The organism is Arthrobacter psychrochitiniphilus, from assembly GCF_003185915.1.
Lineage (GTDB): Bacteria > Actinomycetota > Actinomycetes > Actinomycetales > Micrococcaceae > Specibacter > Specibacter psychrochitiniphilus.
Genome location: NZ_QHLZ01000004.1, coordinates 238188 through 253175 on the forward strand (window position 1 = coordinate 238188; position 14988 = coordinate 253175).

General features: G+C 62.2%; 12 protein-coding genes. 5 read left to right on the forward strand and 7 right to left on the reverse strand.

Features of this window, described 5'->3' with window-relative positions; all coding sequences use genetic code 11:
* Positions 1-100 precede the first annotated feature (100 nt).
* Positions 101-961: a spermidine synthase gene (locus tag CVS29_RS08295; protein WP_110105951.1), complete on the forward strand. Its 861-nt coding sequence runs from the start codon at positions 101-103 to the stop codon at positions 959-961.
* Here CVS29_RS08295 and CVS29_RS08300 read toward each other — a convergent pair.
* Positions 939-2402 (reverse strand): amino acid permease, encoded by a 1464-nt coding sequence (locus CVS29_RS08300; protein WP_110105855.1) that lies wholly within the window; start codon positions 2400-2402, stop codon positions 939-941. The two genes, CVS29_RS08295 and CVS29_RS08300, sit on opposite strands and share 23 nt — an antisense overlap.
* Positions 2403-2593: 191 nt before the next feature.
* On the opposite strand from CVS29_RS08300, the gene CVS29_RS08305 reads away from it, so the two are divergent.
* Positions 2594-3388, forward strand: a complete 795-nt coding sequence (locus tag CVS29_RS08305; protein ID WP_110105952.1) for an IclR family transcriptional regulator — start codon at positions 2594-2596, stop codon at positions 3386-3388.
* Between the two features lie 197 nt (positions 3389-3585).
* On the forward strand, positions 3586-5151 hold the full coding sequence (gene hutH, locus CVS29_RS08310) for a histidine ammonia-lyase (RefSeq protein ID WP_110105856.1): 1566 nt from the start codon (positions 3586-3588) through the stop codon (positions 5149-5151).
* Positions 5152-5187: 36 nt separating this feature from the next.
* Here hutH and hutG read toward each other — a convergent pair whose 3' ends face one another.
* Entirely contained in the window at positions 5188-6174 is a 987-nt protein-coding gene (gene hutG, locus CVS29_RS08315; protein ID WP_110105953.1) for a formimidoylglutamase, read from the reverse strand.
* A 158-nt stretch (positions 6175-6332) separates the two neighbouring features.
* Entirely contained in the window at positions 6333-7787 is a 1455-nt protein-coding gene (locus CVS29_RS08320; protein WP_110105857.1) for an NCS2 family permease, read from the reverse strand.
* A 260-nt stretch (positions 7788-8047) separates the two neighbouring features.
* On the opposite strand from CVS29_RS08320, the gene CVS29_RS08325 reads away from it, so the two are divergent.
* Entirely contained in the window at positions 8048-8620 is a 573-nt protein-coding gene (locus tag CVS29_RS08325) for a copper resistance CopC family protein (RefSeq protein ID WP_110105954.1), read from the forward strand.
* Between the two features lie 16 nt (positions 8621-8636).
* Here CVS29_RS08325 and CVS29_RS08330 read toward each other — a convergent pair whose 3' ends face one another.
* The 3 genes from CVS29_RS08330 to CVS29_RS08340 all read right to left on the reverse strand — a co-directional run bounded on the left by CVS29_RS08330 (position 8637) and on the right by CVS29_RS08340 (position 12079).
* On the reverse strand, positions 8637-9326 hold the full coding sequence (locus tag CVS29_RS08330; protein ID WP_110105858.1) for an FAD-binding protein: 690 nt from the start codon (positions 9324-9326) through the stop codon (positions 8637-8639).
* Positions 9327-9437: 111 nt separating this feature from the next.
* Positions 9438-10745 (reverse strand): D-arabinono-1,4-lactone oxidase, encoded by a 1308-nt coding sequence (locus tag CVS29_RS08335; protein WP_110105859.1) that lies wholly within the window; start codon positions 10743-10745, stop codon positions 9438-9440.
* Positions 10742-12079: a type III PLP-dependent enzyme domain-containing protein gene (locus CVS29_RS08340; protein ID WP_218868046.1), complete on the reverse strand. Its 1338-nt coding sequence runs from the start codon at positions 12077-12079 to the stop codon at positions 10742-10744. The genes CVS29_RS08335 and CVS29_RS08340 overlap by 4 nt, the downstream gene beginning before the upstream one ends.
* A 210-nt stretch (positions 12080-12289) precedes the next feature.
* On the opposite strand from CVS29_RS08340, the gene CVS29_RS08345 reads away from it, so the two are divergent.
* Entirely contained in the window at positions 12290-13288 is a 999-nt protein-coding gene (locus tag CVS29_RS08345; RefSeq protein WP_110105860.1) for a universal stress protein, read from the forward strand.
* 137 nt (positions 13289-13425) lie between these two features.
* Here CVS29_RS08345 and CVS29_RS18640 read toward each other — a convergent pair whose 3' ends face one another.
* Complete coding sequence (locus CVS29_RS18640) at positions 13426-14943, reverse strand: C40 family peptidase (protein ID WP_179442491.1); 1518 nt, start codon at positions 14941-14943, stop codon at positions 13426-13428.
* Positions 14944-14988 lie beyond the last annotated feature (45 nt).

Consider the following 14988-nt stretch of genomic DNA (forward strand, 5'->3'; position numbering starts at 1 on the left):
CAATGAAAATGCAGGCGAAAACTTGCTCGGTGCTACTGCACTACGCTGGCAGGGTGATTACTTTCCCGGCTGCCAACAGCAGCACCACTGCGAGCCTCTAATGGGACGTCAGCGCACACCAAAAAATGTTGCGGCCGAGCCTGAGCCCGGCATCAGAGGGCCCGTGGCCGGAACCTTCTCAACCGATACCGGCACGGCGGTACTGATTCCCGACGGCGACAACCCCAACGGCTGGCTCCTCCTGCTCAATGGCGTACAAAGTTCCCACGTTGACCTGGCCGACCCGCTGCGTCTGGACTTTGAATACATGCGCTGGATCATGGCGCTGGTGCAGGACCGCTGGAATGCCGGGGCAAATCTGCGCACGCTGAGCCTGGGTGGGGCGGCTTGCTCCATGCCGCGCTATCTGGTGGCCGCCTACCCGAACTCCCGCAACGTGGTGGTGGAGATTGACGGGAAGCTGGCCAACTACGTCCGGGAATGGTTTGATTTGCCCCGCGCGCCGCTGCTGAAGATCCGGGTGGGTGAGGCACGCGAAGTCACCGAATCGCTGACAGCGGGCAGCCGGGACCTGGTGATCCGGGATGTTTTTGCCGGGTCCAAGACGCCGTTTGCGCTGACCACAGCAGAATTTACCAGCGCCGCCAAGAATGTACTCATTCCCGGCGGCGTATATGTTGTTAACTGCGGTGACTCACCCGCGCTGGCCGTTGCGCGGCGCGAGGCCGCCACCATTGCGGGCGCATTCAAACACACCGTGATCATCGCGGACCCGCCCATGTTGAAGGGGCGCCGCTCCGGCAATGTCATCATTGCTGGCAGCGACTCCCCACTGGGTGACGGCGCCGGATTGCCCCGGGCCCTTCTGGGCGGTGCCATGCCCGCTCAGCTGTGGGATGACAGTAAAGTACGCCAGTTTGGGCGCAGCGCCCTAGTGCTCAACGACGCCGAACCGCAGTAGCTGCCTCTAGCGCCGGCTCCGGTACCTGGCTAGCCGCGGCGGCAGGCGGGGTTTCATCGAGAAGGACGGCCCGGCGTCGTCCATCACCACGGACCCACAGCCTAAAGGCAAGGGTCAGCAGCACCAGCCACGCCACCCCAACATAGAGTGCCACCCGGGTGTCAGGGTAGATTCCCAACAGCACGATGATGCCCAGCATGAACACGCTTGTCAGGATCGAGGCGAGCGGCCAGAGCGGCACGGGGAAGGCGGAGGGGGCAAGGTTGTTGCGGGAGATCTCGCGCTTCATGGCCACATGCGAGGCCAGGATCATCATCCACACCCACACCGTTGCGAACGTGGCGATGGAGGCGATCAGCAAGAATACGTCCTCGGGGATGGTGGCGTTCAGGACCACGCCCACCAGTAGCACGCCCGTCATGAGCATGACGGTCATCCACGGCACTCCGCGTTTGGAAATACGGCCAAAGGCGGCGGGTGCGTGGCCTTGTTGGGAGAGGCCGAACAGGACGCGACCGGCGCCGAAGATATCGCTATTGATGGCCGAGAGAGCCGCCGTGATGACTACTGCGTTGAGGATGTGCGCAGCCAAGGGAATGCCCAGGGAATCAAAAATTTGGACGAAGGGGCTGGTCTCGCCCGTGATGTCATTCCACGGGATCAGGCTCATCAGCACGCCCAACGTCAGAACATAGAAGAGCAAAATACGCACCGGAACGGTGTTGACGGCCGCCGGGATCGACTTGCCGGGATCCTTCGCCTCGCCAGCCGTCACACCAATGGTTTCAATGCCGCCAAAGGCAAACATGACCACGGCGAACGCGGCCAGCAACCCCACCCAGCCGTTGGGCAGGAATCCGCCATTGTTTACAAGATTGCCCAGGCCCGAAACCGCCTGTGCGCCGTCCATGTGGAAACCGAAAATTATAATGGCCACTCCGCCGGCGATCATGGCGAGGATGGCCGAGACCTTGATGAGGGAGAACCAAAATTCCAGCTCGCCGAACACCTTCACGCTGAGCAGGTTGATGGCGGCCAGGAAGAAGATGATGGCCAGAACCCAGATCCAGCGCGGGACATCCTGGAACCAGAAGCCCATGTAGATGCTGAAGGCCGTGACATCGGCAATGGCCACGATGGCCATCTCAAAAACATAGGTCCAGCCGGTGATGAATCCTGCTAGTGGGCCTAGATAGCGGCTGGCATATTGGCCAAAGGAGCCGGATACGGGGTGCCGGACGGCGAGTTCACCCAGGGCGCGCATGACCATGAAGACTGCCGCGCCGGCAATGATGTACGCCAGCAGGACGCCCGGGCCGGCCTTTTGGATGGCACTCGAGGAGCCGTAGAACAAGCCCGTGCCGATGGCTGAGCCCAACGCCATGAAGCGGATATGGCGGGCGTTCAGGCCGCGGGTAAGTGCGGATCCCTTGGAGTTCATGAGTGAGCCTTCTCACGCAGCGCGAATGGTGTGCTGCGTCATTGTCAAAGCAAATGGCGTGGCAAGCCTCACTCATCTGCCGGTTTCTGGGCCGAAAGTGTCCTCAGCATCCCGATATTCTGGGATTTCAGACGCCAATATTCTATATTGTGGAAAGAGTCATGGCGATTTGCGCCGACGATGAGGGGATCATGACAAACACTGAGCTTAAGCCTTCCAAGGTCCCTGCCGCAGAGAACACTTTGCGGATACTGAAACTACTCTCCTCCAAGCGTGGACCGCTGGCGGCTTCCACCATTGCCACTACCTTGGAACTGCCCCGATCCAGTGTCTACCACCTGCTGGGGGTAATGGAGCAAAGCGGCTTTGTTATGCATCTGCACGAGGAGCAGCGCTACGGATTGGGTGTTGCCGCCTTTGAGCTCAGCAGCGCCTATTCACGGCAAGAGCCCTTGTCCCGGCTGGGGAGGCCGCTGCTCGCGGCGCTCGTAGACAAGCTTGGAGAAAGCGCCCACCTGGCAGTCCTGCATGGGCGTGATGTCCTGTACATCGTCGAGGAACGGGCCAAACACCGGCCCTCCTTGGTGACCGACGTGGGGGTGCGGCTTCCCAGTCACCTCACGGCTACCGGCCGAGCAATTCTGGCCGCTCTGCCCAAGTCCCAGGTTCGGGCACTGTACCCCAACGCGGCAGCCTTTAGCTCCCTGACCGAAGTGCCGGCCCCCATTGCCAAGTACTCCACACTGTCCGCCCATCTAGATCAGGTGCGGCTCCGCGGCTACTCCACCGAGAACGGAGAGATCTCGGACGGGTTCGGCTCGGTGGCGGCTGCGGTCACTGATCATCTCGGCTGGCCCGTGGCTGCTGTGGCCGTGACGTTTCTGGAGGAAAAGGTTCCGGCAGAGAAGTGGCCGGATCTTGCGGCGCACGTCATCAAGGTTGCCGGGGAACTCTCGGTGCGGATCTACGGGCGCCGCGAAGGCTGAATAGTAGGTCTCCGGGCGCGCGCGGAGGTCGTTGTTAAGATTGGAGGCCTGTGGACAGGCCTCCAATCTTAACAACGACCTCCGCAGCATTTGCAGGTGTCTGAAATTCCGGACAGTGGGTCGGTAAAGGCGCTGATTTCCGCACAGTTAGGGGCCATAGTAGAGAACAAGACCACCGTGCTATGTAAGGACCCGCCATGAGCGCCACCACCGAAACCGTCACCCTCAGCTCTTCAGGGGTCACCCCCGAGGACGTCATTGCCGTGGCCCGCCACAACGCAAAGGTGGTGCTCAGAGCGGAGGCGCTGACCGGCGTCGAACGGGTGCGGGCTCATGTGGAAAAGCTGGCGCACTCAGAGACCCCCTCCTACGGCATCTCTACAGGCTTTGGTGCCCTCGCCAACCGCCACATCCCCACTGATATGCGCACGCAGCTGCAAAAATCGCTAATCCGCTCCCACTCCGCCGGCATGGGTCCGGCCGTGGAGCGCGAGGTGGTGCGTGCCCTGATGTTCCTGCGCGCCAAGACCCTGGCCAGCGGGCGGACCGGTGTGCGGGCCGTTGTGGTGACCACCATGGTGGATGTGCTCAACGCCGGGATCACGCCCGTGGTGCGCGAATTCGGCTCGCTTGGCTGCTCGGGGGACCTTGCCCCGCTCTCGCACTGCGCGCTGGTGCTCATGGGCGAAGGGGAGGCGGCCGGGCCCGACGGCGTCATCCGCCCCGTGCCCGAACTGCTCGCCGAGGCCGGGATCACGCCCATTGAGCTGGCCGAAAAAGAAGGCCTGGCGCTGGTCAACGGCACCGACGGCATGCTCGGCATGCTGCTCATGGCCATCGCTGATTTGAAAATGCTCCTGACCACGGCGGACATCACCGCCGCGCTCAGTGTGGAGGGCTTGCTGGGGACCGATCAGGTTTTTGTGCCCGAGCTGCACATGGAGCTGCGCCCGCACCCAGGCCAGGCTCTCAGCGCGGACAACATGCTGCGCGTGCTGGCGAACTCGCCCATCGTCGCCTCGCACCGTGTGGGCGACTCCCGCGTGCAGGACGCCTACTCGCTGCGTTGCGCCCCGCAGGTGGCCGGCGCCGCCCGGGACACCGTGGATCACGCGCTCATGGTGGCCACCCGGGAGCTCGCCGCCTCGATCGACAACCCCGTGGTGCTCCCTGATGGCCGCGTATCCTCCAATGGAAACTTCCACGGCGCACCGGTGGCCTACGTGCTGGACTTCCTCGCTATTGTGTCCGCCGACGTCGCCTCGATCGCCGAGCGCCGCACCGACCGCATGCTAGACCCCGCCCGCAGCCACGGCCTGCCCGCGTTCCTGGCCGGGGACCCTGGGGTGGATTCGGGCCTCATGATCGCCCAATACACGCAGGCCGGCCTGGTCTCTGACTCCAAACGCCTGGCCGTGCCCGCCTCCGTGGACTCCATCCCCAGCTCCGCCATGCAGGAGGATCACGTTTCCATGGGCTGGCATGCCGCCCGGAAGCTGCGCCGCTCCGTGGAAAATCTGCGCCGGGTCCTAGCGATTGAGCTGGTCACAGCCACCCGCGCCATTGACATGCGTACGTCCTTGTCCGGCGGCGTTTTGCTCCCCGGTCCGGCTGGCGCCGCCGTACTTGAGGTGCTTCGGGCAACCGTGCCGGGACCGGGTGCCGACCGTTTCCTCTCGCCCGAACTTGAGGAAGCCGACCGTTTGGTAGGCTCCGGCGCCATCCGTGCAGCAGCGGAAACTGCCACGGGTCCGCTGAACTAGGCGCGGGTGGGGCACGGAACGTGAAAGTGCCCCGCCTTAGCGCAGCAGTGTGTCGATCAGCCGAGCGGCCACCTTCGCGGTGCGGTTGTCAACGTCAAATTCGGGGTTAAGCTCCGCCACATCACAGTGGAACAACTTCCCGCTCGCGGCCACCTGGCGGCATATGGCGGCGATGATTGCCAGTGGTACCCCGTAGGCTGCGGGTGCGCTGACGCCGGGGGCCACGGCTGCGGGCATCACATCCAGGTCGATCGTGAGGTACACAATATCCACGGTCTCCAAAAATGAGGACACAAACCCTTCCGTGCGTTCCGCTGAGCAATCCTCATCCAGCAGGTACTTCACCTCGAGTTCATGCGCCGTATCGAAGAGGGCCCGGGTGTTGTTGGGTTCACTGATGCCCACGACGGCGTAGTTCAGTTCCCGCCCAGCGGCGGCTTCCGCGCGGGCCATCTGCAGGAACGGTGTGCCGGAGCTGGGTACTGGGGCCTCGCGCAGGTCAAAGTGGGCGTCCAGGTTCAGCACACCGAGACGGGCGCCGTTGGTGAACGCCGCAGTGCCCGCAACACCTAGGTAACTGGCATACGCGGTTTCGTGCCCGCCGCCCAGCACACAGGTGAGGTATCCGGCGTCGAGCATGGCTGTCAGAGCAGCGCCGCAGCGGGCCTGGCCGTCCTCTAAGGAGTCACCGGAGACCACAATGTCTCCGGCGTCAGTTACTTCCCGGGTGCCATGGAAGGCGAGCGAGCCCAGAGCGGCGCGGAGGGCTGCGGGGCCGGTGGCGGCGCCCGTGCGGCCGTGATTGCGGGCAACGCCGGCGTGGGAGGCGAAACCCAGCAGTGCAGCGGGGCCGGGCAGCGAGGCATTCAGCGAGGCGGTGTTCAAGGACGGGGCGTCCGGGGATGCGGAGGTGGCAGCAATGGCGACAGTCTGCCACCAGCGGCGGTGGGCGGGGGATTCGCCGTCGTTCCGGCCGGTCCATGCCGTGGCGGGTATATCAACGGAGAGCGTAGAAAAGTCCATGTGCCAAGCCAACCCCATGCCCTGGGACAACGCCAGCGGTCCTCGGGTATGGGCGTCTCCCATCACAGACACCCATTAAAATGAAATCGAGTACACAAGCTGGTGGACCGAAACTACACGATTCGGTCCACCAACTTACGTACTCGAGGGTGGTGCGGTTACCCGATGCCGAACAGGGCTTCCACCGTGCCGATGCCGAAGAACAGCAGGAACGCCGCAGCAACAGCCCACATCAGGGGGTGAATTTCCTTGGCTCGGCCCTGGAATACGCGGATCAGCACGAAGGCGATGAACCCGGCACCGATGCCATTGGCAATGGAGTAGGTGAACGGCATGAGGGTGAACGTCAGGAAGGCCGGGATGCCGATTCCCCAATCGGACCAATCGATCTTGCCCACCTGGGAAACCATCATGAAACCGACCACAACAAGGGCCGGGGCCACTGCTTCAAAGGGGACCAATTTAATCAGCGGCGTGACGAACATGGCCAGCAGCAGGAGCAGGCCCGTCACGATGGAGGCCAGACCCGTACGGGCGCCCTCACCAATACCGGCACCGGATTCCACATAAATCTGGTTAGAGGATGCGGATGCGCCACCTCCGGCGATCGCACCGAACGCGTCAACAAGCAGTACGCGGTCCACGTTGGGGATGGTGCCGTCTTCACGCAGTGATCCGGCCTCGGCGGCCAGACCCACCATGGTGCCCATGGCGTCAAAGAAGATGCTCAGCAAAATCACAAAGGCGAGCAGCAGGGCAGCAATCGCCCCCAATTTGCTGAAAGCGCCGAAGATATTGACCTGGCCAATGAGGGACAAGTCAGGCAGGGACCACTGCGAGAGCTGCGGGACCACCAGTGACCAGCCCTGCGGGTTGGACGTGGTTCCGTCGAAGGACGGGCCAATGTGGAGAGTCATTTCCAAGATGTTGGCCAGGACGGTGGAGACCACGATGCCGATCAGGATGGCGCCCTTGACCTTGCGCACCACCAGGGCGATGGTCAGGATCAGCCCAACAATGAAGACCAGCGTGGGCCAGCCCAGCAGTTTGCCGTCAAAACCCAGTCCCACAGGAACCGTGGTGCCAGCAACGTCCGGAATACGGCGCACAAAGCCGGCATTGACCAGGCCAATGAGCGCAATGAACATGCCGATGCCCACCACAATGGCGATTTTTAGCCCTTCAGGCACCGCCTTGAACACCGCTGTTCTAAAGCCCGTGAGTACCAAGATGAACATGGTGATACCGGAGAGAACCACCAGGCCCATCATGTCCGGCCAGGTCAGGCCCGGGTTCGTGGCAACCGTGACGGCCACAAATGCGTTGACGCCCAAGCCCGCTGCAAGGGCGAAGGGGTGCTTGGCCCAGGCGCCCATGAGGATGGTCAGGATGCCGGCCACAAAGGCGGTGACAGCGGCAACGCGCTCCAGGCCCAGCTCACCGCCTGCGGAATCTGCGCCGCCCAGGATCAGCGGGTTCAGGACCACAATGTAGCTCATCGCGAAGAACGTGGCGAAACCGCCGCGGATTTCCCGCGAATAGTTCGAGCCACGCTCGGTGATCATGAAATACTTGTCGACCGCAGACAGGCGCGGTGCCGTCTTCGTTGCCATGGGGAGCCTTCCAGGGAAGTGAAAAAAGATTTAAGTTAACCGAGGAAATAATAGCCCGTAATGGTGGCGCGTACTTATTAGGCGCTGGCTTGGATTTCTAACTCCTAGGCTGACCGCGGCGGTAGTTGGCTTGGGTGCCCCGCCAGGCGCTGTGGGGCGAACTCCCATAATGCTGGGATACCGTGGGGTGGCATTCTCCAACGAGTAAAGGAACTTTTGCTGTGATTTCTCGCATAGGCCACCGACAGGGTGAGATTAACATGACATCAAAATCATTGCTGGGCCGATCATTGGCGGGCCTGTTGACGCTTCTGCTGGTCTTTTTTGGTACCGCCACGGCGGCTTTTGCCCACGATTCCGTGACGGAGACTTCACCCTCTGACGGTTCCACCGTGGCCACAGTTCCCGAGAAGATTCAGATCACCATGAGCAATTCCCCTGCCGTCATTGGTTCCCAAGTTCTGGTCCTTGACGCGGCAGGAGATAATTGGGGGGTAGGTGAGGTGGAGGTGTTGGACACCATCGCGACCCAAGCAGTGCGTCCGGGGGCGCCCGCTGGAAAGTACACCGTGAAATGGCGGCTAGTGTCCTCTGACTCACACCCCATTGAAGGTACCTTTGGGTTCACCGCTACCTCCGCCGGCACGGCTTCTGGTCAAGGCGCGGGCGCCGGCCCCGTGGTGTCCGTCCAGGCTGAACCGGAAACCCCTGGCGAAACGGTGCCGGATAGCCCCGCAGTGCCCTGGTCCATCATTGGCCTTGCCGTTGTCCTGGTGGGTGTAGTGGTGGCCATGGTGGTTGTTGCCCGCCGCCGCCTTTCCAGCGAGGACTAGCCGCTGCGGTGAGGCTCTAAGCGGTGGCGGCCACGGAGCCCAGCTCCCGGGTTGCGATCCGGGCAGAGATGGACTGGCTGGCCCGTTTGGCTTGATGCAGGATTTCCTGAGTAGTGGGGATGGCAAGATCCCCTACACCTACGAGGTAGATCCCCAAGGCGTGCATGCCCGCCCGCACGTCAGTTGCGGTGGTCACGCCCACGCTGTGCAGGAGTCTGCGCAATTGGCTCAGGGCGCTGCGGGTGAAGACAACGCTGTGGGCCGTCAACATGCCGGTGGTTGTCTGTACTCGCCACTGGCGCTGAGACGGGGCCTCACCGTGATGCTGGGTAAATTCCAAGGCCTGGGTTGTTGGGCGTAGATCCAATTCATGGCGGCGGGCGTAGTGCTCAAGGAGCCGCACAATTTCGCTGCGCTCGTTCAGGGCGGTCAGGCTGATGCCTCCCGTGGTGGGTGCCAGCGGTGCCGGTGACTTCATGGGGCAGCCGCTATCCACCACTATGGTCTTGATGCCCTGCCGGTTGAGTTCGGCTGCTACGGCCAATGCCGAGAAACCGGAACCGATCACAATGGTGGTGGTGCTTTCAGGGGATGTTCCCCGCTGCGCGGAGGCGCTGGTTGCTACCGTGCTGGCAGGTATCACGCTGGTACCTGCCAGTGGCACCAGATCAGCTCGTGGTGGGGCAACTTTGGGGGCATACATCATAGCAAATGACTCCTCGAACGGTAGGAGAATTCACGGGTCGGTGCAGGCCATCAAAGCCTGCGCCGTAGGGCGGGTGCAACGGAAGGGGTTGCTCTGCACTGAGTTCAATAATTAGCTCAGTACTCGATCCAGATAAGCGTTTCTGAACACCCGCCGAGGATCAAGATCATCCCGAACAATACAGAACTTTTCTAGGTCTGGGTAGAGCTGGCAAAAGTCTTTCGATTGGAGGAAATGCCACTTGCCCCAATGCGGTCTCCCCTCATGGGCACGAAAGATTTCCTCGGCGGCGCGAAAGTACTCCAAGGGTGCCGTTTTCACATGTTGATGGATGGCGATGTAGCCACTTTCGCGATGGTTTGCCGTGGATAGGGCAATGTCATCGGCGGCGGCGCTGCGAACTTCTACGGGGAAGGAGATGTGCAATCCCCGGCGCATAATCATGGCCTCAAGTTCGGCCAGCACCGTGGGGATTTGGGCCAGCGGAACGGCATACTCCATTTCCCTGAACCGGACAGTGCGCTCGGTGGCGAAAACCTTGTGTGAGAGATCGCCAAATTCCCTATTCCCCGTCAGCTTCGAAGCCGTCTTGTTGAGGCGGGGAATGATGGCGGGCATCTTGCCGGATACAGTGCACAGGGCAGAATACAAGGTGTTGGAGACCAACACGTCATCCACTAAGTGATTCACCGCGGACAAAGGGGAGACTCCCTGTGGCAGCCCGCCCACTGGGTGGCGCGTGTTCGTTTTGGTGAGCGCCGTATCGGTGTGTGGAAACCAGTAGAACTCAAAGTGGTCAAGGGTGGCGTTGCGTTCGGGCAACGATTCCAAAACGGCCGCCAGCCGTTCCGGGCGCTCCACAGCATGGAGCATGAATGCATCCACACATGCCAAGGTGACCTCAACAATGATGCCCAAGGCGCCAAGGCCTACACGTGCCACGGCGAACAGGTCGGGGTTTTCAGTGGCGGAGCAGTGTTTGATTTCCCCCGTGCCCGTCACCATTGTCAACGCCCGCACCTGGGTGGCAATACCGCCAAATCGCACACCCGTCCCGTGCGTGCCCGTGGAGATGGCCCCTGCTATGGACTGCTTATCAATATCGCCCAGATTTTCCATGGCCAACCCGTACGGTGCCAGCAGGGCTGGGATCTCATGCAACCGCGTGCCACCTGCAACGGTGGCCAGCTTCGCTTCCCGATCCACCCTGAGCAATCCGCTGATGCCATCGAGGTGCAGCTGAACGCCCTGGGTCAGGGCGATGTCAGTAAAGCTGTGCCCGGCTCCCACAGCTTTGATGGTTGTGCCACTACTGGCAGCCGCTGCGACTAAGGCCGAAACCTCAGCTACTGTACTGGGCCTAGCTACGGAGCTTGGTGTGCAACGCTGATCGCCTGCCCAATTGCGCCACTGACTCATATGAACGCCTTCCCTTCGCCTCGATAGGTGAGCGCCCTGCCTGCCCGATGGCCACCGCCGTCGATAATTTCCAGAGCGTCAACATGCTCACAAACCTCACCGGATTTGGCATGGCGGAACCAAACTTTCTCGCCAATGCGCAGGGTTGAGGCCGCGGCCCCGCGCAAAGGGGTCTGCACCTCTCCCGCGCCCTCCGTACCAATGAGAGATAAACCGGAGGGGTAGACGGGCTCAGGGGACCTGTCCGCGCCGGCCCGGCCCGAGGCAATCCAGCCACCGCCCAGAACCGTGACAATATCCGGGGCCGGCCGTCTCACCACGGGTGCGGCAAATCCGACGGCGTGGGCCGGGCTGAAGCGCGAGTACCCGTCAAAGAGCGTGGGACCGAAGAGGCCCGAACCTGCGGCCAGTTCCGTCACGGAGGGATCTTCAGTGGTGAGTTCCAGGCTGCCTGTGCCGCCACCGTTGACGAATTCGAGCTCGCACAAATTGCGCACAGCAGCCACAACGTTGGCGCGGCGGTGGAGGATTTCAGCCATCGATGAGCGCTGTATTTGTTGGAGGATCTGTGACTTGGCGGCATCGGCAAACTTGTTCTTGGTGTGCGGGGTGTCCTGCAGACCAGCGATTTGGGCCTCGTACGCCATGATGCCGGTGAGCCGGAAAAGCTGTGCACCGCCCTTGACATGACGGCCGATCGCTAGAGCCAAGGCGATGGCGTCGCCCCCGGTGCGCACGGGGGAGCGGTACACGCCAATGTGACCCAGTGTGCGTCCTGCCACTGCCGGGCGCCACGAAGCGTCTAGATCCAGGCACAGCCGGATGGGGGCAGCCGGTTGGGTGCCTGCCAAAGTGGCGGCCATCCACTCCAACTGTTCTGTGGAATCCACCATGAGCGTCACGCGGGCACAGGCTTGCGGATCAGCGGCAAGGGCGCGCAGGGCGGGGGAATCGGCGGTGGGGTAGGCCACCACAATGTCAGTGAAGGCGCCGGATGGATCAGCGGCTAACCACAACGCTTCCGGAAGTGTAAATCCGAGTATGCCGGCAAAACCGGGCTGGGCCAGCACGGCACGGAGAACGTCACGGTTCCGGATTGATTTACTAGCCACCCGGATGGGCTTGCCCGCCGCCCGCCGCAGCAGGGACCCGGCATTTGTGGACAGTGCCGCCAGGTTCAGGACGGCCAGTGGGGCGGACAGGTTGGCACAGGCCAAATCCACCCCTGCCCACATGGCCTCCTCCGCAGAGATAGCCCCAGAAGAAGGCGCAGAAGGCGTGGAAGAAGCCCCGCTGAGGCCGTCCGCCAGAGCCGATTGTAGTAGTTTCAACATTGCTGCCCACTTTCCTACTCGCCAGTAATGCCAACTCTGTCACATGTCAGGCTCCGGATGTGGATATGGCAGATGAAGTCATGTTTGGCACACGCCGCAGCGCAACTTGACGTGCATGGCTGAACCCGCAATAGTCACAAGTAAAGGCCGCGACGGGGAGGCCGCAGCAAGTTTTTGCATCCCCGGCACACAAGAACCAGGAGGCGCACGATGACCAGCCAAGAGCAATCACCCCAAGGCGCAGCGCACGAACCGATCCCCGCCCCCACCGGGATTGTGGTCGGAATTGATGGTTCCGAGCAGAGCATTGGCGCCCTGATCTGGGCCGCCCGGCAGGCGAGATTGCGCAACGTTCCACTTCATCTGGTCACCGCCTACACTGTCCCCATTTTTGCCGCCTCGGGACTCGACGGCGGCTATGCAACAGTGGACGACGACGTCATCCGCCAAGGTGCCGAGGCTGTCCTTCGTGAATCGGCGGCCAAAGTGGCGCATCTGGATATTGAGATGGACGCGCGGGTTGAGAACGGTGATGCCGCCGGAGTGCTGCTGGAACTAAGCGAAACTGCCGAGCTGCTGGTCTTTGGCTCACGCGGCAGGGGCGGGTTCATTGGCAGGCTTTTAGGCAGTGTCAGTTCCGCGCTTCCCGCCCACGCCAAATGCCCCACCGTCACGGTCCCACTGAGCTGTGCCGCACGCCTGGAAGAAGGCCTTGAGGAAGGCCGGGCAGGGATTGAAAAAGTTGTCACAGTGGGTGTGGACGGCTCGGATCAGGCCCGTTACGCGGTGCTTGTAGCGGCAGAACAAGCCCAACTTTCCGGCAGTACTCTGCGCATCATCTGCGCCGTGCAGCCCTACACCGGATCGCTGGCCTGGATGCCCGCACCTGTAGACCGAGAAGCGTTATTCACTGAGATTCGCAGCCAGCTGGAGGCCGGTGAAAAGTGGCTGCGCAATCATTTCCCGAAGCTGCCCATTGAGATTGAACTGTTGGAAGGATCAGCCGTGGAAGCGCTGGTCAAGGCCACCGAAACAACAGAGCTGGTGGTTATGGGAACCCGTGGCCGTGGCGGTTTTGCCGGCATGATGCTCGGCTCCACCACTGACGGTGTGCGCCACCATGCCAAGGGCCCCATCATGGTTGTGCGCGATAGGGAAGATCCCCGTCAAGACGACCGCACCGCCTTTGGCCCACTGCTGAAGACATGATCCGGCTACTTAGCTGAGCGCGCAAAACTGAAGGCGCGGCATCCGCCCCCTACGGGCTGGATGCCGCGCCTTAGCTTGCTGTCATATCTTCTTACCGTAGGGCAGAGAAGGGCCTCTGTGCTGCGTGGTTGCAGCCGCTAATACCTGGCCGCGTAAGGATACAGGCTCATATAGGGGGTCATGTGCGAGAGCGGGGTGATTTCCACCGGCTGGGTGTAATTCAGGGCCTGAACCACCTGGTTGTTGCCAATGTAAATGGCAACGTGACCGAAACGGCCATTGCCGTCGTCATCGAACACCAGCAGATCGCCATATTGCATCTGAGATAGCGGAACACGGACCGGGGCAGCCCAGAACTGGTCTGAGCCTTGGCGCGGCACGCTCTTGCCAGCAGCTGCGAACGCCTGCTGAACCAGCCCGGAACAGTCAAAGGCATTGGGCCCGTTCCCGCCCCATTGGTAACGGCTGCCAATCTTGGACAGGGCGTAATTAACCATGACCTGGGTGTAGCTGCCCGTAGGCGGAGCAACAGGTGGCTTGGGTGCCGGTGGTTTAGGTGCAGGTGGCTTGGGCGCAACCGGTGGTTTAGGAGCGGGTGGCTTCGGTGCAACAGGCGGTTTAGGTGCCGGTGGCTTGGGTGCAACAGGGGGTTTAGGTGCCGGTGGCCTGGGCGCGGATGTGGTGGGAGCCGGGGGGTTGGGGGCCTGCGGTTTCGGGGCCTGCGTGACAGGCGGTTTGGGCACAGGGGGAAGCGCGGGAGGTTTGGTGCCGGTGGCCGGTGGGCGGACAGGAGCCGGGGTGTCGGCGGAGGCCTCAATCTGCTCCTTGAGGGCCTCTTCCTCGGCCTTTCGGGTGAGCTCGTCAACCCGGGCACCCTCCAACTCCACCGTGGTGTTGTGCAAGCTGGCAAGTCTTGTCAACAAAATATCTCGCTGGCTTTGGTTCTCCGCCACTACTGCGGCCTGCGCGTCAGCGGCTCCCTGGGCTTGGGCGCGTGAGGCCTCGGCGGCCGTGGTGGCCTCGGTGGCCGCAGTGCTGGCGGCCAGGGCTTGTGCATCCAGTGCGGCGGACGTGGCAGCAGCGGCTTCGGCGGAAGCAAAGGTGTTGGCTCGATTGGAACTCAAAGCCATGAGCGTGGAGGCCTGGTAAAGGGCATCATCGCCCTCATCGCTGGTCAGCAGGGTCTGGACGCTCAGCCCAACGCCACCGGACTTGTACAAGTTGCCTGCCAGCTGCCCCAGTTGGGTCTTGGCCTTGGAATGTGCGCTCCGGGCAGCTTCGGATTTCCCCTTTGCGGTTGCGGCTTCTTCTTGGCGCTGTTCAAGCACCACCAGTGCTTCGGTGTACGAGCCGCTGGCGCTCAGCGCGGCCATGGACGTTGCCCGGAGGCGGTCATTGGCCGTGGCCAAAATGGCCTCCAGCTCGGCGGCTGCAGCCGCGGTGGCAGCCTCTGATTTTTTGGCCTTGGCAATGTCCTCTTCGCTGGGGACGGTGGGAAGGTGAGGCTGCGGGGCGAACTTTTGAAACGCCGTCGAACTTAATCCAGGTGCCGCAGAGACAGCGGGTCCGGCCGTGGCGGGTAAGAGCAGGCCGGAAGAGGCCAAAGCGGCGCACGCCAATGTTGCAGTGCCGCGAACCAAAAAGCGCATACTCATCCAGGTGCCTCACTGCAGATCGATTGGTAAATGGTGCAGCCCCCA

Coding starts and splice junctions, on each gene's coding strand:
- CVS29_RS08325 (WP_110105954.1), top strand. CDS start 8,048: ATGACATCAAAATCATTGCTGGGCCGATCATTGGCGGGCCTGTTGACG.
- CVS29_RS08335 (WP_110105859.1), bottom strand. CDS start 10,745: ATGAGTCAGTGGCGCAATTGGGCAGGCGATCAGCGTTGCACACCAAGC.
- hutG (WP_110105953.1), bottom strand. CDS start 6,174: ATGGACTTTTCTACGCTCTCCGTTGATATACCCGCCACGGCATGGACC.
- CVS29_RS08305 (WP_110105952.1), top strand. CDS start 2,594: ATGACAAACACTGAGCTTAAGCCTTCCAAGGTCCCTGCCGCAGAGAAC.
- CVS29_RS08320 (WP_110105857.1), bottom strand. CDS start 7,787: ATGGCAACGAAGACGGCACCGCGCCTGTCTGCGGTCGACAAGTATTTC.
- CVS29_RS08330 (WP_110105858.1), bottom strand. CDS start 9,326: ATGATGTATGCCCCCAAAGTTGCCCCACCACGAGCTGATCTGGTGCCA.
- CVS29_RS08340 (WP_218868046.1), bottom strand. CDS start 12,079: ATGTTGAAACTACTACAATCGGCTCTGGCGGACGGCCTCAGCGGGGCT.
- hutH (WP_110105856.1), top strand. CDS start 3,586: ATGAGCGCCACCACCGAAACCGTCACCCTCAGCTCTTCAGGGGTCACC.
- CVS29_RS08345 (WP_110105860.1), top strand. CDS start 12,290: ATGACCAGCCAAGAGCAATCACCCCAAGGCGCAGCGCACGAACCGATC.
- CVS29_RS08295 (WP_110105951.1), top strand. CDS start 101: ATGGGACGTCAGCGCACACCAAAAAATGTTGCGGCCGAGCCTGAGCCC.
- CVS29_RS18640 (WP_179442491.1), bottom strand. CDS start 14,943: ATGAGTATGCGCTTTTTGGTTCGCGGCACTGCAACATTGGCGTGCGCC.
- CVS29_RS08300 (WP_110105855.1), bottom strand. CDS start 2,402: ATGAACTCCAAGGGATCCGCACTTACCCGCGGCCTGAACGCCCGCCAT.